The 23,146-nt window shown below is 74.3% G+C and carries 26 protein-coding genes; 6 read left to right on the top strand and 20 right to left on the bottom strand.

The features are described from left to right. Window positions 1–40 precede the first annotated feature (40 nt). From ACIBCJ_RS16720 to ACIBCJ_RS16700, 5 genes are read left to right on the top strand one after another with little or no spacing between them, the layout of a single operon-like run. Window positions 41–1,315: an ADP-ribosylglycohydrolase family protein gene (locus tag ACIBCJ_RS16720; protein ID WP_362506881.1), complete on the top strand. Its 1,275-nt coding sequence runs from the start codon at window positions 41–43 to the stop codon at window positions 1,313–1,315. Next, the gene (locus ACIBCJ_RS16715) at window positions 1,312–2,529 is read left to right on the top strand and encodes an ADP-ribosylglycohydrolase family protein (RefSeq protein WP_365980189.1); all 1,218 of its coding nucleotides are present in this window, start codon (window positions 1,312–1,314) and stop codon (window positions 2,527–2,529) included. Before ACIBCJ_RS16720 ends, ACIBCJ_RS16715 begins: the two co-directional genes overlap by 4 nt. Next, entirely contained in the window at window positions 2,517–3,893 is a 1,377-nt protein-coding gene (locus ACIBCJ_RS16710) for an ADP-ribosylglycohydrolase family protein (RefSeq protein WP_365980188.1), read from the top strand. Before ACIBCJ_RS16715 ends, ACIBCJ_RS16710 begins: the two co-directional genes overlap by 13 nt. Beyond that, a complete protein-coding gene (locus ACIBCJ_RS16705) occupies window positions 3,875–5,098 on the top strand; it encodes a CoA transferase (protein WP_362102262.1) in 1,224 nt (407 codons plus the stop codon). The genes ACIBCJ_RS16710 and ACIBCJ_RS16705 overlap by 19 nt, the downstream gene beginning before the upstream one ends. Then, the gene (locus tag ACIBCJ_RS16700; RefSeq protein ID WP_362102259.1) at window positions 5,095–5,919 is read left to right on the top strand and encodes a CoA ester lyase; all 825 of its coding nucleotides are present in this window, start codon (window positions 5,095–5,097) and stop codon (window positions 5,917–5,919) included. The genes ACIBCJ_RS16705 and ACIBCJ_RS16700 overlap by 4 nt, the downstream gene beginning before the upstream one ends. A 77-nt stretch (window positions 5,920–5,996) precedes the next feature. On the opposite strand, the gene lgt is transcribed toward ACIBCJ_RS16700, so the two are convergent. The 11 genes from lgt to hisI form a co-directional block, all read right to left on the bottom strand. Beyond that, window positions 5,997–7,130 (bottom strand): prolipoprotein diacylglyceryl transferase, encoded by a 1,134-nt coding sequence (lgt, locus tag ACIBCJ_RS16695; protein WP_365980187.1) that lies wholly within the window; start codon window positions 7,128–7,130, stop codon window positions 5,997–5,999. 76 nt (window positions 7,131–7,206) lie between these two features. Continuing rightward, the gene (locus tag ACIBCJ_RS16690) at window positions 7,207–7,980 is read right to left on the bottom strand and encodes a thioredoxin domain-containing protein (RefSeq protein ID WP_362514527.1); all 774 of its coding nucleotides are present in this window, start codon (window positions 7,978–7,980) and stop codon (window positions 7,207–7,209) included. 101 nt (window positions 7,981–8,081) lie between these two features. Next, window positions 8,082–8,897 (bottom strand): tryptophan synthase subunit alpha, encoded by an 816-nt coding sequence (trpA, locus tag ACIBCJ_RS16685; protein ID WP_362102251.1) that lies wholly within the window; start codon window positions 8,895–8,897, stop codon window positions 8,082–8,084. Then, window positions 8,894–10,177: a tryptophan synthase subunit beta gene (trpB, locus tag ACIBCJ_RS16680; RefSeq protein ID WP_362514684.1), complete on the bottom strand. Its 1,284-nt coding sequence runs from the start codon at window positions 10,175–10,177 to the stop codon at window positions 8,894–8,896. Before trpB ends, trpA begins: the two co-directional genes overlap by 4 nt. A 107-nt stretch (window positions 10,178–10,284) precedes the next feature. After that, the gene (trpM, locus tag ACIBCJ_RS16675) at window positions 10,285–10,461 is read right to left on the bottom strand and encodes a tryptophan biosynthesis modulator TrpM (RefSeq protein WP_365980186.1); all 177 of its coding nucleotides are present in this window, start codon (window positions 10,459–10,461) and stop codon (window positions 10,285–10,287) included. 21 nt (window positions 10,462–10,482) lie between these two features. Beyond that, the gene (trpC, locus tag ACIBCJ_RS16670; protein WP_362102242.1) at window positions 10,483–11,292 is read right to left on the bottom strand and encodes an indole-3-glycerol phosphate synthase TrpC; all 810 of its coding nucleotides are present in this window, start codon (window positions 11,290–11,292) and stop codon (window positions 10,483–10,485) included. Between the two features lie 117 nt (window positions 11,293–11,409). Next, window positions 11,410–11,868 (bottom strand): DUF2752 domain-containing protein, encoded by a 459-nt coding sequence (locus ACIBCJ_RS16665; RefSeq protein WP_393527537.1) that lies wholly within the window; start codon window positions 11,866–11,868, stop codon window positions 11,410–11,412. Between the two features lie 270 nt (window positions 11,869–12,138). Next, complete coding sequence (locus ACIBCJ_RS16660; protein WP_362102239.1) at window positions 12,139–12,390, bottom strand: HGxxPAAW family protein; 252 nt, start codon at window positions 12,388–12,390, stop codon at window positions 12,139–12,141. A 119-nt stretch (window positions 12,391–12,509) separates the two neighbouring features. After that, window positions 12,510–13,151: a TIGR02234 family membrane protein gene (locus tag ACIBCJ_RS16655; protein ID WP_362102236.1), complete on the bottom strand. Its 642-nt coding sequence runs from the start codon at window positions 13,149–13,151 to the stop codon at window positions 12,510–12,512. 57 nt (window positions 13,152–13,208) lie between these two features. Continuing rightward, window positions 13,209–14,744, bottom strand: a complete 1,536-nt coding sequence (locus ACIBCJ_RS16650; protein ID WP_362513263.1) for an anthranilate synthase component I — start codon at window positions 14,742–14,744, stop codon at window positions 13,209–13,211. A gap of 11 nt (window positions 14,745–14,755) precedes the next feature. Beyond that, window positions 14,756–15,193 (bottom strand): phosphoribosyl-AMP cyclohydrolase, encoded by a 438-nt coding sequence (hisI, locus tag ACIBCJ_RS16645; RefSeq protein ID WP_362102230.1) that lies wholly within the window; start codon window positions 15,191–15,193, stop codon window positions 14,756–14,758. 82 nt (window positions 15,194–15,275) lie between these two features. Here hisI and ACIBCJ_RS16640 point away from each other — a divergent pair, with 82 nt between their 5' ends. Then, window positions 15,276–15,911: a TIGR03085 family metal-binding protein gene (locus tag ACIBCJ_RS16640; protein ID WP_362102227.1), complete on the top strand. Its 636-nt coding sequence runs from the start codon at window positions 15,276–15,278 to the stop codon at window positions 15,909–15,911. Window positions 15,912–15,921: 10 nt separating this feature from the next. On the opposite strand, the gene ACIBCJ_RS16635 is transcribed toward ACIBCJ_RS16640, so the two are convergent. The 9 genes from ACIBCJ_RS16635 to hisD all read right to left on the bottom strand — a co-directional run bounded on the left by ACIBCJ_RS16635 (window position 15,922) and on the right by hisD (window position 23,030). Beyond that, the gene (locus tag ACIBCJ_RS16635; protein ID WP_365980183.1) at window positions 15,922–17,187 is read right to left on the bottom strand and encodes an MFS transporter; all 1,266 of its coding nucleotides are present in this window, start codon (window positions 17,185–17,187) and stop codon (window positions 15,922–15,924) included. Between the two features lie 125 nt (window positions 17,188–17,312). Further along, on the bottom strand, window positions 17,313–18,068 hold the full coding sequence (gene hisF, locus ACIBCJ_RS16630) for an imidazole glycerol phosphate synthase subunit HisF (RefSeq protein WP_362102221.1): 756 nt from the start codon (window positions 18,066–18,068) through the stop codon (window positions 17,313–17,315). Then, the gene (locus ACIBCJ_RS16625) at window positions 18,065–18,469 is read right to left on the bottom strand and encodes a RidA family protein (RefSeq protein WP_362102218.1); all 405 of its coding nucleotides are present in this window, start codon (window positions 18,467–18,469) and stop codon (window positions 18,065–18,067) included. The genes hisF and ACIBCJ_RS16625 overlap by 4 nt, the downstream gene beginning before the upstream one ends. Then, the gene (priA, locus tag ACIBCJ_RS16620; protein WP_362102215.1) at window positions 18,466–19,191 is read right to left on the bottom strand and encodes a bifunctional 1-(5-phosphoribosyl)-5-((5-phosphoribosylamino)methylideneamino)imidazole-4-carboxamide isomerase/phosphoribosylanthranilate isomerase PriA; all 726 of its coding nucleotides are present in this window, start codon (window positions 19,189–19,191) and stop codon (window positions 18,466–18,468) included. The genes ACIBCJ_RS16625 and priA overlap by 4 nt, the downstream gene beginning before the upstream one ends. Before the next feature lie 2 nt (window positions 19,192–19,193). Continuing rightward, window positions 19,194–19,844, bottom strand: coding sequence for an imidazole glycerol phosphate synthase subunit HisH (gene hisH, locus ACIBCJ_RS16615; protein WP_399282631.1), 651 nt, complete (start codon window positions 19,842–19,844; stop codon window positions 19,194–19,196). Further along, window positions 19,841–20,005 (bottom strand): hypothetical protein, encoded by a 165-nt coding sequence (locus ACIBCJ_RS16610; protein WP_166661923.1) that lies wholly within the window; start codon window positions 20,003–20,005, stop codon window positions 19,841–19,843. Before ACIBCJ_RS16610 ends, hisH begins: the two co-directional genes overlap by 4 nt. Window positions 20,006–20,008: 3 nt before the next feature. After that, a complete protein-coding gene (hisB, locus tag ACIBCJ_RS16605; protein WP_030186039.1) occupies window positions 20,009–20,602 on the bottom strand; it encodes an imidazoleglycerol-phosphate dehydratase HisB in 594 nt (197 codons plus the stop codon). Further along, window positions 20,599–21,708: a histidinol-phosphate transaminase gene (locus ACIBCJ_RS16600; protein WP_365980182.1), complete on the bottom strand. Its 1,110-nt coding sequence runs from the start codon at window positions 21,706–21,708 to the stop codon at window positions 20,599–20,601. Before ACIBCJ_RS16600 ends, hisB begins: the two co-directional genes overlap by 4 nt. Beyond that, the gene (gene hisD / locus ACIBCJ_RS16595; protein ID WP_362102207.1) at window positions 21,705–23,030 is read right to left on the bottom strand and encodes a histidinol dehydrogenase; all 1,326 of its coding nucleotides are present in this window, start codon (window positions 23,028–23,030) and stop codon (window positions 21,705–21,707) included. Before hisD ends, ACIBCJ_RS16600 begins: the two co-directional genes overlap by 4 nt. Window positions 23,031–23,146: the final 116 nt, after the last annotated feature.

The raw sequence follows: 23,146 nt of genomic DNA, 5'->3' as shown, positions 1-23,146 counted from the left end.
ACACCGCCCCGGGCGCCCCCGCCTCCGCGGAGGTGGGGCCGTGAGCGCGGCGCGTGCCGGGGTCGGGGCGACGGGCGTCACGGCGTACGTCGAGGGGCCCGGAGGGCCGGGGGCGGACCCGCCGGGCGGGAGCGGGCAACGGCCGGGGGCCGGGCCGGGGGCGGCGGCGTCCCGTGCGGTGCCGCTGCTGGACCGCATCGAGGGGCTCCTGCTCGGGCTCGCCGCGGGGGACGCCGCCGGCTGGCCCGCCGCCCGGCACCGGGCCGCGCGGATGCCGGAGTGGACCCGCCGCCTCACCCGCGAGCTGGACACCTTCGCCGAGCAGAACGCGACCACCACCCTCCCGGTCCCCATCGCCCTGAACCAGCCGCCGGAACCGCTGCGCCTCGGCCCCTCGGACGACGCCGAGTGGGCGGCGTTCGCGGCGGAGGCGGTCCTGCGGGCCGGGGACGACAGCCTGCTCGGGGACCTGAGCCGGGACCGCCGGATGCGGGCCGCGATCGACCTGACGTGGAACGCCGTCGCCAGCGAGGTCGCCGCCGCGGCCGACCGCGCCCCCGAGGTCGAGTCGGCGGTCCTGCCGCTGCGCGCCCGCATCTCGGTACGGGCCGGGCTCGGCAACCTCGCCACCGGCCTGCGTCCGCCCGCCACCGGCCACGACAACCCGCACTACTTCGACGACGCCGCCTGCGTACGGGCCTGCGTCCTCGCCGTGGCCCACCCCGGCGCCCCGCGCCCCGCCGCCGACCTCGCCGAGTTCGACGCCCGCTACACCCAGGACGGCGACGGTGTGCACGGCGCCCGGGCCATGGCGGCGGCACTGGCCCGCGCCCTCGACGGCGCCGGCGTGGACACCTGCGTGAGCGCCGCGCTCGACGAACTGCCGGAGGCGACGGAGATCGGCCGCAACACCCGCCAGGCCCTGGCCCTCGCGGCGGAGGCCGAGAGCACCTTCGCCCTCGTCCCGCTCCTCGAACACCGCATCGTCGACCACGTCTACAGCTACGGCATCGCCGCCGCCGAGACGGTTCCGGTCGCCCTCGCGCTGACCACCGCCGCCCGGGGCCGCGTCGCCGAGGCGGTCCCGGCGGCGGCCTGCCTGTCCCGGGTCGCGGACTCCGCCCCCGCGCTGGCCGGCGCCCTCACCGGCGCGCTCGGCGGCGGCACCTCGCTCCCCGCGTCCTGGCGGGACGCCTGCCGCACGCTGCCCGGCTGCGTACTGCCCCGGCTCACCGGCACCGACCTGGTCGAACTCGCCGGTCTCCTGCACGCCACCCAAGCGTCCCGACCGGAAGGACGAGGCCTCACCCCATGACTCCCACGCCCCCGGACCACGGCACCACCTCGGCGGCTCCCGCACCCCCGGGGGTCGGCGCCCCCTCGGTGTCCCTCGACGAGCGCGTCACCGGCGCCCTCGTCGGCGCGGCCGTCGGCGACGCGCTCGGCGGCCCCGTCGAGGGCTACTCCCCCGAGCAGATCCTCGAACGGCACGGCGGCCGCGTCCACGGCGTCGTCGGCCCCTGGAACGGCGACGCCTGGCGCACCGCCCGCCCCGTCGCCCCGTACCACAAGGGCGACGGCCACGTCACCGACGACACCCTGATGACCCACGCCCTGGTCCGCGTCTACGGCACGGTCCGCGACCACCTCGACGCGTACGCGGTCGCCGAGCACCTGGTCCCGGACCTGATCACCCACCCGCGCTGGATCCCGGAACTGGAGGCCGAGGCGCTCCCCCTGCAACGGATCTTCCTGGCCGAGAAGTGGCTGGTCGCGCGGCTCCACTACGGCCACGTGGACCCGCGCGAGGCCGGCACCGGCAACATCGTCAACTGCGGTGCCGCGATGTACATGGCCCCGGTCGGCCTGGTCAACGCGGCGCACCCCGAGGCCGCCTACGCCGAGGCCCTGGACGTCGCCGGAGCGCACCAGTCGTCGTACGGCCGGGAGGCGGCCGGTGTCTTCGCGGCGGCGGTGGCCGCGGCCTGTGTGCCGGGGGCGACCCCGGAGTCGGTGGTAGCCGCCTGCCTGTCCCTGGCCAAGGACGGCACCCGGGCTGCGATCGAGGCCGTGTGCGACGTGGCCGCACGCCACTCGGAGTTCGAGTCGGCGCTCGCCCCGCTGCGCGCGGCGGTCACCCCGTACGACACGGTGGGCCCCGACTACCGCGCGCCCTCGCTGGGCGCCCGCCGCCCCTCTCGCCTGCACGCGATCGAGGAACTGCCCGTCGCCCTCGGCATGCTGCTCGTCGCCGGCGGCGACTTCCGGCACGCGGTGCTCGGCTCGGTCAACTACGGCCGCGACTGCGACTCCATCGCCACGATGGCGGGCGCGCTGGCCGGGGCGCTGGGCTCGCCGGCCCCGGAGGACTGGGCCAAGACCGTCGCGGAGGCGAGCCGCCTGGACCTGTGGGAACCGGCGACGACGCTCACCGGGGTCGCCCGGGAGGTCTTCGCCCGCGACGTACGGCGCCGCCGCGCCCACGAGGAGGCCTTCGCCGCGATCGGGGGCGCGGGATGCTCCGGCTGACCTGGGTGCAGCCCGAGGACCTGATCGGCCACGAGCTGCGCCAGGCGCGGCTGGACGGCCGGGACGCGTCGGCGGTCGCGGCCCGCTGGCGGGCGGCGGGCGGCAGTGAGGCCCCGCCCCGGGCGGGTGCCTCCGTCCGGCCCGCCGCTCCGGCCCTGCGCCGGCTGGCCGAAGACCTCCTGGACGAGCTGGCCCTCCTGCCGGACCCGTCGGCGGACGCCGAGCCGACGGACCTGGGCCGGATCAGGGCGCTGTGCCCCGACTGGCCCGCGCCGCTGCCCGGCGCCCGGGTGTCCCCGGCCCGGCTGGAGGCGGCCTGGCTCGGCCGGGCCGTCGGGTGCCTGCTGGGCAAACCCGTCGAGAAGCTGCCGCTGACCGGCATCCGGCTGCTCGGCCGCGCGGCCGGTAACTGGCCGCCGACCGGGTACTTCACCGCCCGGGGCGTCCCCGGCGAGCTGCTCGCCGCGTACCCGTGGAACCGCCGCTCCGGGCCCACCTCGCTCGCCGAGAACATCGACGGCATGCCGGAGGACGACGACCTGAACTACCCCCTGCTGGGCCTCCTGCTCCTCCAGCGCCACGGCAGGGCCTTCACCACCGCGGACGTGGCCCGCGTCTGGCTCGACGAACTCCCGCCCGGCCGCACCTTCACCGCCGAGCGCGTCGCCCTGCGCAACCTCCTCAGCGGCGTCGAACCCCCGCGCACCGCCCGCCACCGCAACCCCTTCCGCGAGTGGATCGGCGCCCTGATCCGCGCCGACGTGCACGGCTGGACCCGTCCGGGCGACCCCGGCACCGCCGCCGAGCAGGCACACCGCGACGCGACGCTCACCCACACCTCGGCCGGTGTGCACGCGGCGATGTTCGCGGCGGCCGTCATCGCCACCGCCGCCGGCGGCCGGCACGACGTGCACGCCTGCCTGCGCACCGGACTCGCGGTCGTCCCGCCCGGCTCCCGGCTGGCCCGGGCGGTCCGGCACGCGGTGCGACTGGCATCCGCGCACGACGACTTCGACACGGTCGTGGACGAGCTGCACGCCGTCCACTCCCCCGCCCACCACTGGGTGCACGCCGTACCCAACACCGCCCTGATCGCCGCCGCGCTCACCCACGCGGACGGCGACTTCACCGGTTCGGTCTCCCGTGCCGTGTCGGGCGGCTGGGACACCGACTCCAACGGCGCCACCGTCGGCGGTGTCGCCGGGCTGCTCGCCGGCTCCCCCGCCGCGCTGCCCGGGCACTGGACGGCCCCGCTGAAGAACCGCCTGGCCACCTCCGTCGGCGACTTCGACGGCACCGGCTTCGACGCCCTCGCCCACCTCACCCACCGGGAGGCCACCCGCCCATGCCCGAGCCCGACGTGACCTCTGTGCCCCCTGCCCCCGCCGCCCCGCTCACCGGCCTGCGCGTCCTCGACCTCGCCACCCTCTTCGCGGGACCGCTGGCCGCCACCATGCTGGGCGACTTCGGCGCCGAAGTGATCAAGGTCGAGCACCCCACCCGGCCGGACCCGTCCCGCGGGCACGGCCCGTCGAAGGACGGGATCGGCCTGTGGTGGAAGCTGCTCGGCCGCAACAAGCACACGATCACCCTGGACCTGTCGAAACCCGCCGGGCGCGCCACCCTGCTCCGCCTCGCGGCCACCGCGGACGTCGTCGTCGAGAACTTCCGGCCGGGCACCCTGGAGAAGTGGGACCTGGGCTGGGACGAGCTGTCCGCCGTCAACCCGCGCCTGGTCCTCACCCGGGTCACCGGCTTCGGCCAGTTCGGCCCGTACGCCCGCCGTCCCGGCTTCGGCACCCTCGCCGAGGCCATGAGCGGCTTCGCCGCGATGACCGGCGAGCCGGACACGCCCCCGACGCTGCCACCGTTCGGCCTCGCCGACTCGATCGCGGCGCTGGCGACGGCGTACGCCGTGATGACCGCGCTCGCGGCGCGGGAGCGCACCGGCGAGGGCCAGGTCGTCGACATGGCGATCATCGAGCCGATCCTCACCGTGCTGGGCCCGCAGCCCCTCTGGTACGACCAGCTCGGCCACGTCCAGCCCCGCACCGGCAACCGCTCGCAGAACAACGCCCCGCGCAACACCTACCGCACCGCCGACGGCACCTGGGTGGCCGTCTCCACCTCGGCGCAGTCGGTCGCCGAGCGGGTGATGCGGCTGGTGGGCCGGCCGGAGCTGATCGACGAGCCCTGGTTCGCGACGGGCGCCGACCGGGCCCGGCACGCCGACGTACTGGACGCGGCGGTCGGCGACTGGATCGCCCGGCACGGCCGCGCCGACGTGCTCGCCGCGTTCGAGAAGGCGGAGGCGGCGGTCGCGCCGGTCCAGGACGTGCGGGACGTGATGAGCGACCCGCAGTACCAGGCGCTCGACACGGTCACCACGGTCGACGATCCGGAGCTGGGCCCGCTGCGCATGCAGAACGTGCTCTTCCGGCTCTCCGCCACCCCGGGCGCCATCCGCTGGGCGGGCCGCCCGCACGGCGCCGACACCGAGGAGGTGCTGACCGGGCTGGGGCTCACTCCGGCGGACGTGAAGGAGCTGCGTGAGGAGGGCGTCGTATGACCGCACCCCCGCTGACCTGGCTGTACGCACCCGGGGACCGGCCGCGGGTGGTGGCCAAGGCGCTGGCCGCCGGTGCCGACGTGGTGGTGGTCGACCTGGAGGACGCGGTCGCCGTCGACCGCAAGGAGTACGCCCGGGACGCCACGGCCGAGCTGCTGGCCGAGCCGCAGCCGGTGCCGGTGCACGTCCGCGTCAACGCCCTCGACGGTCCGCTCGCCGCCGGTGACCTGGCGGCGCTGGCCGCGCTGCCGGGGCTGTCCGGGCTGCGGCTGCCCAAGGTCACGTCGCCGGAGCAGGTCACCGAGGTCGCCGCGGGCACCGCCGGTCCACCGCTGTACGCGTTGCTGGAGACGGCCCTCGGGGTGGAGCGGGCGTACCGGATCGCCACCGCCCATCCGGTGCTGCGCGGCATCGCCCTCGGCGAGGCGGATCTCCGGGCCGACCTGGGCGTGCGCGGGGACACCGGCCTTGACTGGTCGCGCTCGCGGGTGGTGGTGGCCGCGCGGGCGGCGGGCCTGGCGCCGCCGTCCCAGACGGTGCACCCGGACACCCGGGACCTGGAGGGCCTCGCGGCGTCCTGCGCGCACGGCCGTGCCCTGGGATTCCTCGGGCGGGCCGCGATCCACCCCCGCCAGCTGCCGATCATCGAGCGGGCCTACCTGCCCACGGAGCGGGAGCTGGAGGAGGCGGAGACGATCGTCAAGGCGGCCTCGGTCCAGCCGGGCGCCCAGGCGCTGCCGGACGGCCGGTTCATCGACGCGGCGGTGGTGGCGACCGCCCGGCGCACCCTGTCCCTGGCCCGGCGGCCCGTCCTGTCCTGAGCCCCGCCCCGGGATACGCCGAGGGCGCCCGGTCGGTCCCGGGCGCCCTCGGCGGCGTGTGCGTGCGGCGGGCCGGATCAGCCCTTCTTGGCGGAGTCGGCCCCGTTCTTCACGCTCTCGGCCTCCACCGCGTCGTCCCCGTCCTCGCCCCGTGGAGCCGCGGAGGTCCCGGAGGTCCCGGACGCTTCCGCCGCCGCCTCGGGCGTCTCGGACGCCTCGGGGGCGTCCGTCTTCGCACCGCTGTCGGCGTCGGCCTTCACGCCGCTGCCGGCGTCCGTCTTCGTTTCCCTCTTGCCGGTGTCCGCGTCGTCGGTCGCGCTGTCCGCGGTGGCGGCCTCCGCGTCCGTCTCCGCGTCCTTCTCCCCTTCGGCCCCGGCCTCGCCGTCGGCGGTCCGGGCGCCCGGCTCCACCACGGCTTCCCGGCCCGGCCGCTTCCGGGCCGAGAGCACGATGTACAGCACGGCGAGCAGGAAGACGACGAGCGCGGTCCAGTTGTTCAGGCGCAGACCGAGGATGTGGTGGGCGTCGTCGACGCGCATGTACTCGATCCAGAAGCGGCCCGCGCAGTACGCCGCCACGTACAGGGCGAACGCCCGTCCGTGCCCGAGCCTGAAGCGCCGGTCGGCCCAGATGACGAGCAGCGCGACGCCGATGCACCACAGCGACTCGTACAGGAACGTCGGGTGGTAGGTGCCCGGCAGCCGGCCGTCGGCGGTCGAGGTGATCTCCACGGCCCACGGCAGGTCGGTCGCCTTGCCGTACAGCTCCTGGTTGAACCAGTTGCCCCAGCGGCCGACGGCCTGGGCGAGGGCGATGCCGGGGGCGACGGCGTCCGCGTAGGCGGGCATCGGGACGCCCCGGCGGCGGGCCCCGATCCAGGCGCCCACCGCACCGAACGCGATCGCGCCCCAGATGCCGAGTCCGCCCTCCCAGACCTTGAAGGCGTCCACCCAGTCACGGCCCTCGCTGAAGTACAGCTGGTAGTCCGTGATCACGTGGTAGAGGCGTCCGCCGATCAGGCCGAAGGGAACGGCCCAGACCGCGATGTCGGCCACCGTGCCCGGCCGCCCGCCCCGGGCGATCCAGCGCTTGTTGCCGAGCCAGACGGCAACGAAGACGCCGATGATGATGCAGAACGCGTAGCCGCGCAGCGGGACGGGACCGAGGTACAGCACCCCGCGCGACGGGCTGGGAATGAAGGCAAGTTCCATGGCAGGGTCGACGCTACCGTGTCGGACGGGACGCGCGGCGGGCAGCCCGGCTACGGGTCCGTAACGAGCGGGCGCGCTACTTGTCGGCGTCCTCCACCATCTGCTTCAGCTTGGCCGGGGTCATGGAGCGGTCCTGGTAGATGTTCCTCCCGTTCAGCAGGACGGTCGGGGTGCCGCTGAAACCGCCGTTCTGGAAGGCCTTGTTGGACTTCTCCACCCAGCTGTTGTGCTTGCCGCCGCGCACGCACTCCTGGAAGAGGGTGGTGTCGAGGCCGTCGACCTTGCCCGCCAGGTCGAGGAGCTTGTCCTCGTCGGCGAAGGCGTCGTCGGTCTCCGGCGGCTGGTTGTCGTACAGCACGTCGTGGTACGGGGGGAACTTCCCGGCGTCCTGGGCGCAGGCCGCGGCGTTGGCCGCCTTGCGGGAGCCGGTGCCGCCCATGTTGCCGTCGATGATCGTGGCCAGGTGGTACTCGACCTTGAGCTGTCCCGCGGCGGTCAGCTCGTGGATGGTGTTCCGGTACGCCAGCTCGAAGGCCTTGCAGGCCGGGCAGCGGAAGTCCTCCCAGACGGTGAGCGTCGACTTGGCGCTCTCCTCGCCGACGGGGATCGCGAGTCCGTCCTTGCCCTGCGCGCCCGACGGCACCACGATCGGACCGGCCGACTCGCTGCCGTCGTCCTTGCCCGCGTTCGCCGCGACCACGCCGATCACCGCCGCGAGGCCCAGGACGCAGACCACGCTCGCGCCGACGATCAGCGCACGGCGGCGCTTGTCCCTGGACTTCTGCTTCTCGCGCTCGGCCGCCAGCTTCTCGCGGGCGCCGCGCTTTCCCTGTCGGTTCTTCTCGCTCACACCCCGCAGAACGAACCGGGGAGGCGCAGCGCGCCTCCCCGGTCCCAGGTCCACTCGTACGAGGGACCCCTGTGCTGTGCTCGTCCGTCAGGCGCCGGAGGTCACGCCTGTCCGCGCACGCCCTTCGCCAGGTCGGCGGCGAGCGCGCGGACGCCCTCCAGGCCGGCCGCGTCGTCGGGCGCGTCCAGCATCCGCTTCACGAACGCCGAGCCGACGATCACGCCGTCGGCGAAGCGGGCGACCTCGGCGGCCTGGGCGGCGTTGGAGACGCCGAGGCCGACGCAGACCGGGGTGCCGGTGGTGGCGCGGGTGCGCCGCACCAGGTCCTCGGCCTGGGCGCCGACCGACTCGCGGGTGCCGGTGACGCCCATGAGGGAGGCGGCGTAGACGAAGCCGCTGCCGGCCGCGGTGATCTCGGCGAGGCGCGCGTCCTTGCTGCTGGGCGCGACCACGAAGACCGTGGCGAGCCCGTGCTTGTCCGCGTGCTCCCGCCACAGCGCCGACTCCTGGACGGGCAGGTCGGGCAGGATGCACCCGGCGCCGCCCGCCTCGGCCAGCTCGGCGGTGAAGCGCTCCACGCCGTAGCGGTCGATGGGGTTCCAGTACGTCATGACGAGGATCGGCTTGCCGGTGGCCTCGTGCGCCTCGCGGACCGTGCGCATCACGTCGGCGATCCGCACGCCGCCGCGCAGGGCGATGTCGTCGGCGGTCTGGATGACCGGGCCGTCGAGCACCGGGTCGCTGTGCGGCAGGCCCACCTCGACGACGTCGGCGCCGCCGTCGAGGGCGGCCTTGACCGCCTCGATGCCGCCGTCCACGGTCGGGAACCCGGCCGGCAGGTAGGCGATCAGGGCGGCGCGGTCCTCGGACCTGGCCGCCGCGAGGGTGTCGGTCAGCAGCTGCACGTTCCCGCTCACTTGGCGTCCCCCTCGATCTCCGCGGCGCCGGTCTCGTCGGCCGCGACCTCGGCGTCGGTGTCGTACAGCCCGAAGTAGCGGGCGGCGGTGTCCATGTCCTTGTCGCCGCGGCCGGACAGGTTGACCACGATCAGCCCGTCCTCGCCCAGCTCCCTGCCGACCTCCAGGGCGCCGGCCAGCGCGTGGGCGCTCTCGATGGCCGGGATGATGCCCTCGGTGCGCGACAGCAGGCGCAGTGCCTGCATGGCGGCGTCGTCGGTGACCGCGCGGTACTCGCCGCGGCCGGAGTCCTTGAGGTAGGCGTGCTCGGGGCCGATGCCCGGGTAGTCCAGGCCCGCCGAGATCGAGTACGGCTCGGTGATCTGGCCCTCGTCGTCCTGGAGGACGTAGGACCGGGAGCCGTGCAGGATGCCGGGCTCGCCCGCGGTCAGGGTGGCCGCGTGCTCGCCGGTCTCGACGCCGTGCCCGGCGGGTTCGCAGCCGATCAGGCGGACGTCGGCGTCCGGAATGAAGGCGTGGAAGAGGCCGATGGCGTTGGAGCCGCCGCCGACGCAGGCGATGGCGGCGTCGGGCAGGCGTCCGGCCTGCTCGAGGAGCTGGCGGCGGGCCTCGACGCCGATGACGCGGTGGAAGTCGCGGACCATCGCCGGGAAGGGGTGGGGGCCGGCGACGGTGCCGAACAGGTAGTGGGTGCGGTCGACGTTGGCGACCCAGTCCCGGAAGGCCTCGTTGATGGCGTCCTTCAGGGTGCGGCTGCCGGACTTCACGGCGATGACCTCGGCGCCGAGCATCCGCATCCGGGCGACGTTGAGCGCCTGGCGCTGCGTGTCGATCTCGCCCATGTAGATGGTGCAGTCGAGGCCGAAGAGGGCGCAGGCGGTGGCCGTCGCCACGCCGTGCTGGCCGGCGCCGGTCTCGGCGATGACGCGGGTCTTGCCCATGCGCTTGGTGAGCAGGGCCTGGCCGAGCACGTTGTTGATCTTGTGCGAGCCGGTGTGGTTCAGGTCCTCGCGCTTGAGGAAGATCCTGGCTCCGCCGGCGTGCTCCGCGAAACGGGGAACCTCGGTGAGGGAGGACGGACGGCCCGTGTAGTGGACGAGGAGGTCGTCCAGCTCGCGGGCGAACTCCGGGTCGGACTTGGCCTTGTCGTACTCGACGGCGACCTCGTCGACCGCCGCGACCAGGGCCTCGGGGATGAACTTGCCCCCGAAGGCGCCGAAGTAGCCCTCGGCGGAGGGGACTTGACCCTCCGGATCGGGGATGAAGAAGGTGCTGGGCATGCGTGAACCTCACGGTGAGTGTCGGGTGGTGACTGATCGCCGTGGGGGCGGGGTGTTCTCTGTCGACTGCGGGCCGTGTGTGGCTGGTCGCGCAGTTCCCCGCGCCCCTAGAAGAAGGGGCGCTGCCATCGGCGGCCGTTGACCTGACCGGGTTCGTCTCCGATGACGTACCGCACCCGGCGGCCGTGGACCCGGCGTGCGGGGGCGCGGCAGCCGCGGGGGCGGCAGCCTCGCGCCAGGCGCGCGTACGGATCCCTGGCGGCCAGGGGGAGCGGGAGAGTCATCGTCCGTCAGCCTACCGGGGGTCAGCCGCGGCCGTGGCGCAGTGCCGGGTGTTCGCCGGCCGCCACCAGGTCGGAGACCGCGGTCTTCGGGTCGCGGCCGGTGACCAGGGACTCGCCGACCAGGACGGCGTCGGCGCCCTCGTTGGCGTAGGCGATGAGGTCGTGCGGGCCGCGGACGCCGGACTCGGCGACCTTGACGATGTGCGCGGGGATCTCCGGGGCGACCCGCTCGAACGTGCCGCGGTCGACCTCGAGCGTCTTCAGGTTGCGCGCGTTGACGCCGATGATCTTGGCGCCCGCGTCCACCGCGCGCTCCACCTCGTCCTCGTCGTGCACCTCGACGAGCGGGGTGAGTCCGATGGACTCGGCCCGCTCGATCAGCGACTCCAGGGCCGGCTGTTCGAGGGCCGCGACGATCAGCAGCACGAGATCCGCGCCGTGCGCCCGCGCCTCCCACAGCTGGTACGAGGTGACGATGAAGTCCTTGCGCAGCACGGGGATGTCCACCCGCGCCCGGACCGAGTCCAGGTCGGCCAGCGAGCCGCCGAAGCGGCGCTGCTCGGTGAGGACGGAGATGACGGCGGCGCCGCCCGCCTCGTAGTCGGCGGCGAGTCCGGCCGGGTCGGCGATGGCCGCGAGGGCGCCCTTGGAGGGGCTGGAGCGCTTGACCTCGCAGATGACCTTGACACCGTCGCCGCGCAGCGCGGACACGCCGTCCTTGGCGGGGCGGGCCTTGGCCGCGCGCTCCTTGAGCTCGTCGAGGGCGACGCGCGCCTGCCGCTCCGCGAGGTCGGCACGGACTCCGTCGATGATCTCGTCGAGCACACTCACGCGAGCGGCCCCCTTTCAGACGGCAAAACGTGTGGTCACTGTGATGGTATCCGGAGCCGGGCACCGGTCCCGCATCCGGCCGGGGAGAGTCCCACTACCTGGACGTGGCGGGGTTGCTCAAGGGGTGAGCCAGCCCCCGGACGGCAGGTTCCGGACAACGGTGAAGACCAGCAGCAACGTCCCGAGCGTCCAGAGGTGGACCGGTCCGAGGTCGACGCGCACGGGACGGCCCCGCACCGCCCGGATCACCCAGACGGTCCACAGGACGGCGAAGCCCAGGTAGGCGAGGACGGCGGGCGCGTTGGCGTGCAGCGCGGCCGTCAGGTCCCCGTGGACGAACGCGTGGGCGCTGCGCAGGCCGCCGCAGCCGGGGCAGTAGACGCCCGTGAAGCGCAGCAGCGGGCACACCGGGTAGTGGCCGGGTTCGTAGGGGTCGACGCTGCCCACGTAGGCGAAGGCCCCGACGACGGCGGCGAGCACCCCGGCCGGGACGGCCAGGCGGGCGGCCGCGGTGCGGGACGGGAGGCGGCTGGTACGGGGGCTGCTCGGGGTCGGCTCTGCACTCTCGGCGGTCACGCCCGCATTCTGCCCCCGGCCCGCGGCACCCGCACGTGAGGGGCGGGGGGGGGGGGGGGGGGGGGGGGGGGCGGGGGGGCGGCCCGGGCGGCGCCGGGCGGGGGGGGGGGGGGGGGGGGGGGGGGGGGGGGGGGGGGGGGGGCCCCCGCCCGCCCCCCCCCCCGCCCCGCCGCCCCGCGCCCCCCCCCCCCCCCCCCCCCCCCCCCCCCCCCCCCCCCCCCCCCCCCCCCCCCCCCCCCCCCCCTCAGGGGTCCGCGACCGTCGGGCGGGTCAGCCCTTGGCGCCGGCCTGGGCGTGCTCGCCGGAGACCTTGTGCACGGGGTGGTTCTGCTTCGGCTGGCCGAGGCCCATCATCCGCATGATGTAGCCGACGACACCACCGAGGAGCACGACCACCAGGCCGGCCCAGAAGCCCCACGGCTGCGCGGCCACCATGAACATGCCCGCGATGCAGAAACCGATGAAGGCGATGATGACACCGGTCCAGGCGGCCGGGGTGTGACCGTGGCTGCTGCCCGCCATTGCTTGCTCCTCGTTGCTGTGTGCCATGTCTGAGCAGGACGCTCGCACCCATTGTCCCGCACGGGGACACGCGCGGTGAGCGGGGGTGCTCCGGCGGGTGAACGCGGGGCCCGGGCGGGTCAGGCGCTGGTGGGGTCCTCTCCGCGGTCGATGGCCTTCCAGAGGTCCTCGGGGCGGTCCGGGTCCACGGTCTGGGGCCTGCGGCGCGGGCGCGGGGTGCCGTCACGCTCGTAGCGGCCGGACATCGCGGGCCACTGGCGTCCGTAGCGCAGCGCGAGCAGTCCGGCGAGCAGGAGCAGGGCGCCGCCCACGGCCGCGACGTAGGGCCAGGCGGTGTGGGAGAGCGCGTCGACGGTGGCCGAGGTGTCGCCGGCCGCCTCGGCGGCCTGGTCGTCGAGCGCGGCACCGTCGGTGGCGCCCACCAGGGCGGCGACGACGGTGCCCGCGCCGCTCAGCGCGAGCACGGCGGCGACGGCGAAGCGCCCGGCGCGGCGCACGGCGAAGACGGCGACGAGCGCGGCGAGGCCGACCACGGCGAGCGCCGCGGGTACGCCCGTGACGTCGCTGCCCTTGGCGGTCAGCGGGAACGCGCCGCCGGCCACCGTCGCGGTGCCCTGCGCCCACTCCTGCCGGGTGGCGAGCAGGACGACGGCGGCGCCGAGCGCGCCGCACAGCAGGGCGACGGCGAGGCTCCGGCGGCCGGCCCGGGCGGGTCCTGCGGCTGGGGTGCGGGGGTGAGGAACAGCTGTCACGTACCCCACTATCACCCGAACCCCGGGCGAACCGTCACCCGGGGTTCGAAATGGAGGGCGTGACAATCACCCCATCGTCCCGGCCGGCCGGTCCTGTGGCGTCAGCCGGTTGGCCGTGTGCACGGCCCGCAGCACCGCCGCCGCCTTGTTGCGGCACTCGGTGTCCTCGGCGACCGGGTCGGAGTCGGCGACGACTCCCGCGCCGGCCTGGACGTAGGCCGTGCCGTCGCGCAGCAGCGCCGTGCGGATGGCGATGGCGGTGTCGGAGTCGCCCGCGAAGTCGAGGTAGCCGACGCAGCCGCCGTACAGGCCGCGGCGGGAGGGTTCGAGTTCGTCGATGATCTGCAGGGCGCGCGGCTTGGGTGCCCCGGAGAGGGTGCCGGCCGGGAAGCAGGCGGTGAGGACGTCGAAGGCGGTGCGGCCGGGGGCGACCCGGCCGGTGACCGTCGAGACGATGTGCATGACGTGCGAGTACCGCTCGACGGACATGAAGTCGACGACCTCGACGGAGCCGGGCTCGCAGACCCGGCCGAGGTCGTTGCGGCCGAGGTCGACGAGCATCAGGTGCTCGGCGCGCTCCTTGGGGTCGGCGAGCAGCTCGTCGGCGAGGGCCTGGTCCTCCTGCGGGGTGGCGCCGCGCGGGCGGGTGCCGGCGATGGGGTGCACCAGGGCGCGCCCGTCCTCGACCTTGACCAGTGCCTCGGGGGACGAGCCGACGACGTCGAAGCCGTCGAGGCGCAGCAGGTACATGTACGGGGAGGGGTTGGTGGCGCGCAGGACCCGGTAGACGTCGAGCGCGCTCGCCGTGCAGGGCGTCTCGAAGCGCTGCGAGGGGACGACCTGGAAGGCCTCGCCCGCGCGGATGCGCTCCTTGATGTCCTCGACGGCGTCCTGGAAGTCGGGGCCGCCCCACAGCGCGGTGTACTCGGGCAGCTCGGAGGGCGGCAGCGCGGCCGGGGGCTGGGCGACCGCGCGGGTGAGGTCGGCCTCCATGGCGTCCAGGCGGGCGATCGCGTCGGCGTAGGCCTCGTCGACGCCGGTCTCCAGGTGGTTGTGGTTGATCGCGTTGGCGATCAGCAGGACCGAGCCCTCCCAGTGGTCCATCACGGCGAGGTCGCTGGTGAGCAGCATGGTCAGCTCGGGCAGCCGCAGGTCGTCGCGCTCGCCGGGGCCGACCTTCTCCAGGCGGCGCACGATGTCGTAGCCGAGGTAGCCGACCATGCCGCCGGTGAAGGGCGGCAGGCCCAGGTCGTGGGCGAGGTCGCGGGGGGTGTGCAGGGCCTCGACGGTGGCGCGCAGGGCGGCGAGCGGGTCGCCGTCGGTGGGGACGCCGACGGGCGGGGTGCCCTGCCAGTGCGCCTGCCCGTCCTTCTCGGTGAGGGTGGCGGCACTGCGGACGCCGACGAAGGAGTACCTGGACCAGGATCGTCCGTTCTCGGCGGATTCCAGGAGGAAGGTGCCGGGGCGCTCGGCGGCGAGCTTGCGGTACAGGGCCACCGGGGTGTCGCCGTCGGCGAGGAGCTTGCGGCTCACCGGGATCACCCGGCGGTCGGCGGCCAGCTTGCGGAAGGTGTCGAGGTCCATGTCATGCGTGACGTCCATGGCGGCAGACCCTACTGACCCGCCCGGGGCGCGTCGGCGCCCGCGGCGTCTTCGGCACCCGCGGTGTCCCCGGCGAGCAGCACGTCCGCGTCGAAGCAGGTGCGGGCGCCGGTGTGGCAGGCGGCGCCGACCTGGTCCACCTTGACGAGGACGGTGTCGGCGTCGCAGTCCAGGGCGACGGACTTGACCCACTGGAAGTGCCCGGAGGTGTCGCCCTTGACCCAGTACTCCCGGCGGCTGCGCGACCAGTAGGTGCAGCGTCCGGTGGTGAGCGTGCGGTGCAGGGCCTCGTCGTCCATCCAGCCGAGCATCAGCACCTCCCCGGTGTCGTACTGCTGGGCGATGGCGGGCAGGAGGCCGTCCGCGCTGCGCTTGAGCCGGTCGGCGATCTCCGGGGCGAGCGGGCTGGGGCGCCCGGGGCCGCCGTTGTCGGGGGAGCTGCTGGTCATGCACCCCATTGTGCCGCCCGGGACGGGCCCTCCCGCGGGATGTCCACTGGGCGGACCCGGCCGGGCGCCGTAGGCTGACTCCATGTCGACTTTCGCCAAGCGTGAACGACTCCTGCTCGCCGACCTGTTGGAGACGGCCGGTCCGGACGCCCCGACCCTGTGCGACGGCTGGCGGACCCGCGAACTCGCCGCACACGTGGTGGTGCGCGAGCGCCGGCCCGACGCCGCCGGGGGCAGCATGATCAAGCCGCTGGCGTCGCGGCTCGACCGGGTGATGGAGGAGTACGGCGCGAAGCCGTACGAGGTGCTGATCCAGCTGATCCGCTCGGGTCCGCCCCGCTTCTCCCCCTTCCAGCTCAAGCAGGTCGACGAGGCGGCGAACACGGTCGAGTTCTACGTGCACACGGAGGACGTCCGCCGTGCCCGGCCCGACTGGTCGCCGCGCGAGCTTGACCCGGTCTTCCAGGACGCCCTGTGGTCCCGGCTGGAGCGCGCCGCCCGGCTGATGGGCCGCGGCATCCCGACGGGGCTGGTCCTGCGCCGTCCCAACGGTCAGACGACGGTCGCCCACCGGGGCACGCCGGTGGTGACGGCCACGGGCGAGCCGTCGGAGCTGCTGCTGTTCGCGTACGGCCGGCAGGACGCCGCCGAGGTGGCGCTGGAGGGCGAGAAGGACGCGATCGCCCGGCTGCGGGAGACGAAGCAGCTGGGCATCTGAGGCCCGCCGCTCACGCCGGCAGCTCGGCCCGCCGCACGCCGGGCGCGCACAGGGCGACGACCCCGCCCAGACCGCACACGGCGGCGCTGACGGCGAAGACCGGGCCGGTTCCCCACAGGCCGATGGCGGCGGCCGACAGGGGCATGCTCAGCGGCGCGATCCCCAGGCTGACGAGGCCGCCGACGGCGGTGACGCGGCCCAGGTAGGCGGGGTCGGACTGGGTCTGGAGCAGGGCGCCGCACATGGCGCCGCTGAGGCCCGCGAGCAGGCCGATGAGCAGCGCCGTGCCGACGGCCACGGGGAGGGCGGACGCGTGGGCCAGGGCGGCGATCGCGGCCGCGCCGGGGACGAGGGCGCCGGCGGCGATGCAGCCGGCGCGCGGCAGGCGTCCCCGTACGGCCAGCAGCAGGGCGGCGATCCCGGCGCCGGTCCCGAACCCGGCCAGCACCCAGCCCATCCCGGACGCTCCCCAGCCCCGCTCGTCCGCGAGCAGGGTGAGGCCCACGTTGAGGGGGCCGACGAAGCCCAGGTCGCCGAGGGCGATGGTCACCATGAGCGGGCCGAGGACGCGGTGCCGGCGGACGTAGCGCAGCCCGCCCACCAGGTCGCGCCAGGCCGTGGTCTCCCGCGCGGCTCCCGCGTCGTCGGCCGGCAGCTCGCGCATCCGGACGGAGATCAGCAGCGGCACGGACACGGCGATCAGCAGTCCGGCGAACGCGAAGGCCGCCGCCGCGCCGCCGGCCGCCACCCCGAGCCCGCCGAGCGGTGCGCCCACGACGGCGGCGAAGCGCAGGGCGAGGCCGCGCATGCCCTGGACGCGGGCGAGCTGGTCGGTACCGGTGATCCGTGCCGGGAGCGCCCCCACGGCGGGCATGAACACGGCGTCGACGGTGCCGAAGACGACGGCGAGCAGGGCGAGGAGCCACAGCCCGGGGTCGGCCGCGAACAGCACGGCGGCGACCGCGAGGACCGCGGCGCACCGTACGGCGTCGCTGCCGATGACGACCCGGCGCGGCCCGAACCGGTCGGCCACGACTCCGCCGCCCAGCATCAGCAGCGCGCGCGGCACCGCGCTGACGGCGGTGACCAGGCCGGCCTGTGCGGGGGTGCCGTTCTGCACGGCGGCCCAGGACAGCGCGAGGAAGAACACCGTGTCGCCGACCATGGACGCCGTGTAGGCGGCGACCCAGCGCAGGACGTTGGGGTCGCGGTGGGCGGGGGCGGAGACGGCGGCGGGTATCCGTACGTCCGTCACGGACGTGGTCGTCTCAGACACGGAAGGGAACTCCGCGGACGTGCGGGGCGGGGCTCTCGCGCCCCTCGGTGTCGCCGGCGGCTGCCGCGGCCCGCCCGTCGGGGGCGGACGGGTTCCGCCTTTCCTTGCGCATCCTGGGGTTCCCTCTACCGGACCGGGTGACCCGCCCCGCGCAGGGTGTCCTTCACCTCGCCGATCCGCAGGTCGCCGAAGTGGAAGACCGACGCCGCGAGGACCGCGTCCGCGCCCGCCTCGACCGCCGGGGCGAAGTGGGCGAGGCTGCCCGCGCCGCCCGAGGCGATCACCGGGACGCTCACGTGCTTGCGCACCGCCGCCAGCATCTCCAGGTCGTAGCCGTCCTTGGTGCCGTCCGCGTCCATCGAGTTGAGCAGGATCTCCCCCGCGCCCAGCTCGGCGGCCCGGTGCGCCCACTCCACCGCGTCGATGCCGGTGCCGCGCCGGCCGCCGTGGGTGGTCACCTCGAAGGTGCCGGTGTCAGTGCGGCGCGCGTCGACCGACAGGACGAGGACCTGCCGGCCGAACCGCTCGGCGATCTCGCGGATCAGGTCGGGCCGGGCGATGGCGGCCGTGTTGACGCCCACCTTGTCGGCGCCGGCCCGCAGCAGCTTGTCGACGTCCTCGGCGGCGCGCACGCCGCCGCCGACGGTCAGCGGGATGAACACCTGCTCGGCGGTGCGGCGCACCACGTCGTAGGTCGTCTCGCGGTTGCCCGACGAGGCGGTGATGTCCAGGAACGTCAGCTCGTCGGCGCCCTCGGCGTCGTACACCTTGGCCATCTCGACGGGGTCGCCCGCGTCGCGCAGGTTCTGGAAGTTGACGCCCTTGACGACCCGGCCGTTGTCCACGTCCAGGCAGGGGATGACTCGGACCGCCAGGGTCATGAATCCACGGCTCCTCTATACGCTTCCACTTCGACCGACACCAGCACCCGCGAGTCGATGAAACCCTGCACGACCAGCAGGGTCGTGACCGGGCGCACGGAGTCGAACAGCTCCTTGTGGGCGCGGCCCACCGCGTCGACGTCACGGGAGTGTGCCAGGCACACCCGGGTCCGGATCACGGACTCGACACCGAGCCCGAACTCGGCGAGGGCCTCGACGGCGGTGCCGAAGGCCACCTTCGTCTGTTCGTACGGGTCGCCCTCGCCGTAGAGCATGTCACCCCGGAAGGCGGTCGTGCCCGCCACGATGACCCGGTCACCCGCCGCCACGGCGCGGGCGAAACCGAAGGACTCTTCCCAGGGACTTCCGCTCTGCACGCGCCGTACGGCTTCGGATGTCATGACGACACAGCCTCCAAGGCTTCTTCCAGGGTGAACGCCTTCGCGTACAGGGCCTTCCCGACGATGGCCCCCTCGACACCGGCCGGCACGAGCCCGGAGATCGCGCGCAGGTCGTCCAGGGACGACACGCCGCCCGACGCCACGACCGGCCGGTCGGTGGCCGCGCAGACGTTCTTCAGGAGTTCCAGGTTGGGGCCCTGGAGGGTGCCGTCCTTGGCGATGTCGGTGACGACGTACCGGGCGCAGCCCTCCTTGTTCAGGCGGTCCAGCGTCTCGTAGAGGTCGCCTCCGTCGCGGGTCCAGCCGCGGCCGCGCAGCGTCGTGCCGCGGACGTCGAGACCGACCGCGATCTTGTCACCGTGCTCGGCGATGACCTTGGCGACCCACTCGGGGGTCTCCAGGGCGGCGGTGCCGAGGTTGACGCGGGTGCAGCCGGTGGCGAGGGCGGCGGCGAGGGTGTCGTCGTCGCGGATGCCGCCGGACAGCTCGACCTTGATGTCCATGGCCTTGGCGACCTCGGCGATCAGCGCGCGGTTGTCCCCCGTGCCGAACGCGGCGTCCAGGTCGACCAGGTGCAGCCACTCGGCACCGGAGCGCTGCCAGGCCAGGGCGGCCTCCAGCGGGGAGCCGTAGGAGGTCTCGGTGCCGGACTCGCCGTGCACGAGGCGGACGGCCTGGCCGTCACGGACGTCGACGGCGGGGAGGAGTTCGAGCGTGCTCATCTCTACAGGGTCTCGATCCAGTTGGTGAGGAGCTGGGCTCCGGCGTCGCCGGACTTCTCGGGGTGGAACTGCGTGGCCCACAGCGCGCCGTTCTCCACGGCGGCCACGAAGGGCTCGCCGTGCGTGGACCAGGTGACCCTGGGCGCGGCGATCAGCGGGTTGTGCGACTCCTGGGTCCACTCGTGGACGGCGTAGGAGTGCACGAAGTAGAAGCGGGCGTCGGCGTCCAGGCCGGCGAAGAGCTGCGAGTCGGCCGGTGCCTCGACCGTGTTCCAGCCCATGTGGGGCACGACGTCGGCCTGGAGCGGTCCGACCGTGCCGGGCCACTCGTCCAGGCCCTCGGCCTCCACGCCGTGCTCGATGCCGCGCGAGAAGAGGATCTGCATGCCGACGCAGATGCCCATGACCGGGCGCCCGCCGGACAGCCGGCGGTCGACGATCCAGTCGCCGCGGGCCGCCTTGAGGCCGTCCATGCAGGCGGCGAACGCGCCGACGCCGGGGACCAGCAGCCCGTCGGCGTTCAGAGCCTTGTCGTAGTCACGGGTGATCTCGACGTCGGCCCCCGCGCGCGCGAGGGCGCGCTCGGCGGAGCGGACGTTGCCGAAGCCGTAGTCGAAGACGACGACCTTCTTGGCCGGGGTGGCGCCGGTCAATTCCAGACCTCCAGCCTCAGGACGCCCGCGAGCAGACACAGCGCGGCGCCGATGGAGAGCAGCACGATCAGGCCCTTGGGCATCTGCTGCTTGGCGAAGGAGTAGATGCCGCCGAGGAAGAAGAGACCGACGACGATCAGTGCGGTGGACGTGCCGTTCATGGGTTACAGCGCGCCCTTCGTGGAGGGCAGGATGCCGGCCGCGCGCGGGTCGCGCTCCGAGGCGTAGCGCAGGGCCCGGGCCAGCGCCTTGAACTGGCACTCCACGATGTGGTGCGCGTTGCGCCCGTACGGCACGTGCACGTGCAGGGCGACCTGGGCCTGGGCCACGAAGGACTCCAGGATGTGCCGGGTCATCGTCACGTCGTACTCGCCGATCATCGGCGCCATGTTCTCGGGCTCGGTGTGCACGAGGTAGGGGCGGCCGGAGAGGTCGACGGTGACCTGGGCGAGGGACTCGTCCAGCGGGACCGTGCAGTTGCCGAAGCGGTAGATGCCCACCTTGTCGCCGAGGGCCTGCTTGAAGGCGGCGCCCAGCGCGAGGGCGGTGTCCTCGATGGTGTGGTGGGAGTCGATGTGCAGGTCGCCGTCGGTCTTCACGGTCAGGTCGAACAGACCGTGCCGGCCGAGCTGGTCGAGCATGTGGTCGTAGAAACCGACGCCGGTGGCGATGTCGGTCTTGCCGGTGCCGTCGAGGTCGATCTCGACGAGGACCGAGGTCTCCTTGGTCGTGCGCTCCACGCGTCCCACGCGGCTCATGTGTTCTGCTCCTTCTTGACTTCACGGACCGCGTCGAGGAACGCGTCGTTCTCCTCCGGGGTGCCGGCGGTGACCCGCAGCCAGCCCGGTACGCCGTTGTCCCGGACCAGGACGCCCCGGTCGAGGATCCTGCGCCAGACCTCCTGGGCGTCGGCGAAGCGCCCGAACTGGACGAAGTTGGCGTCGGACTCGGTCACCTCGTAGCCGATGGCGCGCAGTTCGGCGACCAGCCGGTCCCGCTCGGTCTTCAGCTGCTCGACGTACTTCAGCAGCGTGTCCGTGTGCTCCAGGGCGGCCAGCGCGGTCGCCTGGGTGACGGCCGACAGGTGGTACGGCAGCCGTACGAGCTGGACGGCGTCGACGACGGCCGGGTGCGCGGCGAGGTAGCCCAGGCGCAGGCCCGCCGCGCCGAACGCCTTCGACATCGTGCGCGAGACGACCAGGTTCGGGCGGCCCGCCAGCAGCGGCAGCAGCGAGGCGCCGTGGCTGAACTCGATGTACGCCTCGTCCACCACGACCATGGAGGGCTTCGCCGCCTGCGCCGCGTCGTGGAGCGCGACGACGGCCTCGGCCGGGACCGCGCTGCCCGTGGGGTTGTTGGGAGTGGTGATGAAGACGACGTCCGGGCGGTGCTCCGCGATCGCCCGCTCGGCGGCGGGCACGTCGATGGTGAAGTCCTCGTGGCGCGGCCCGGAGATCCAGCCGGTGCCGGTGCCGCGCGCGATGAGGCCGTGCATCGAGTACGACGGCTCGAAGCCGATCGCGGTGCGCCCCGGCCCGCCGAAGGTCTGCAACAGCTGCTGGATGACCTCGTTGGAGCCGTTGGCCGCCCAGACGTTGCTCGCGTCCAGGGGGTGTCCGGAGGTCTTGGTCAGGTACTCGGCGAGCTTCGTGCGCAGCTCGACCGCGTCCCGGTCGGGGTAGCGGTTGAGGTCGCGGGCCGCCTGGCGGACGCGCTCGGCGATCCGCTCGACCAGGGCCTCGGGCAGCGGGTAGGGGTTCTCGTTGGTGTTCAGCCGTACCGGCACGTCCAGCTGGGGCGCGCCGTAGGGGGACTTGCCGCGCAGCTCGTCCCGTACGGGGAGATCGTCGATGCCGAACGTCACTTGCTCTCCGGGACCTTCCACTCGAACCTCGCCTTGATCGCCGCGCCGTGTGCGGGCAGGTCCTCGGCCTCCGCCAGCGTCACCACGTGGTGGGCGACCTCGGCGAGCGCGTCGCGCGTGTAGTCGACGATGTGGATGCCGCGCAGGAAGGACTGCACGGACAGGCCCGAGGAGTGGCAGGCGCAGCCGCCGGTGGGCAGGACGTGGTTGGACCCGGCCGCGTAGTCGCCGAGGGAGACCGGCGCCCAGGGTCCGACGAAGATCGCGCCGGCGTTCCTGACCCGGTCGGCGACGGCGGCGGCGTCCGCGGTCTGGATCTCCAGGTGCTCCGCGCCGTAGGCGTCGACGACGCGCAGCCCCTCGTCGAGGCCGTCGACGAGGACGATCGCGGACTGGCGGCCGGCCAGGGCCGGGCGGATCCGGTCCTCGATGTGCCTGGTGGCCTCGACCTGCGGCTGAAGCTCCTTCTCCACCGCGTCCGCCAGCTCCACGGAGTCGGTGACCAGCACGGCGGCGGCCAGCGGGTCGTGCTCGGCCTGGCTGATCAGGTCGGAGGCGACGTGCACCGGGTCGGCGGTCGAGTCCGCCAGGACGGCGATCTCGGTCGGGCCGGCCTCGGCGTCGATGCCGATCTTGCCGGTGAAGTAGCGCTTGGCGGCGGCGACCCAGATGTTGCCGGGGCCGGTGACCATGTCGGCGGGCGGGCAGGACTCGGTGCCGTACGCGAACATCGCGACGGCGGTGGCGCCACCGGCCGCGTAGACCTCGTCGACGCCGAGCAGGGCGCAGGCGGCCAGGATGGTGGGGTGCGGGATGCCGCCGAACTCGGCCTGCGCGGGCGAGGCGAGCGCGATCGAGCCGACGCCGGCCTCCTGCGCGGGCACCACGTTCATGACCACGGAGGACGGGTAGACCGACCGGCCGCCGGGCACGTAGAGCCCGACCCGCTCGACCGGCACCCACTTCTCGGTGACCGAGCCGCCGGGCACGACCTGCGTGGTGTGCGTGGTGCGGCGCTGCTCGCGGTGGACGAGGCGGGCGCGGCGGACGGACTCCTCCAGCGCGGCGCGCACGGCCGGGTCCAGGCCCTCCAGGGCGCGGGTCAGCTCCTCGGCCGGGACGCGCACCCGCTCCAGCCGGACGCCGTCGAACTGCTCGGTGAAGTCGATCAGCGCCGCGTCCCCGCGATGATGCACGGCCTCGCAGATCGGACGCACCTTCTCCAGGGCGGCCGAGACGTCGAAGTCGGCTCGGGGCAGCAGGTCGCGCAGGGCCGGGCCCTCGGGGAGGGCGTCGCCGCGCAGATCGATTCGGGAGATCACGGAACCAATTCTCTCAGACCCGCGTCGGGCCCGGTCCGCGCGTATCAATGGCTGATACGGAACGCGACGGGCGCTCACGGTCCGGGGCGAACTCCTGGGATTGGTGCTCACTTTGA

It is taken from the genome of Streptomyces sp. NPDC051136, from assembly GCF_044455745.1.
Classification (GTDB): domain Bacteria; phylum Actinomycetota; class Actinomycetes; order Streptomycetales; family Streptomycetaceae; genus Streptomyces.
Note: the sequence above shows the minus strand (reverse complement) of the source record. Positions and strands in the feature narration are given on the sequence as shown.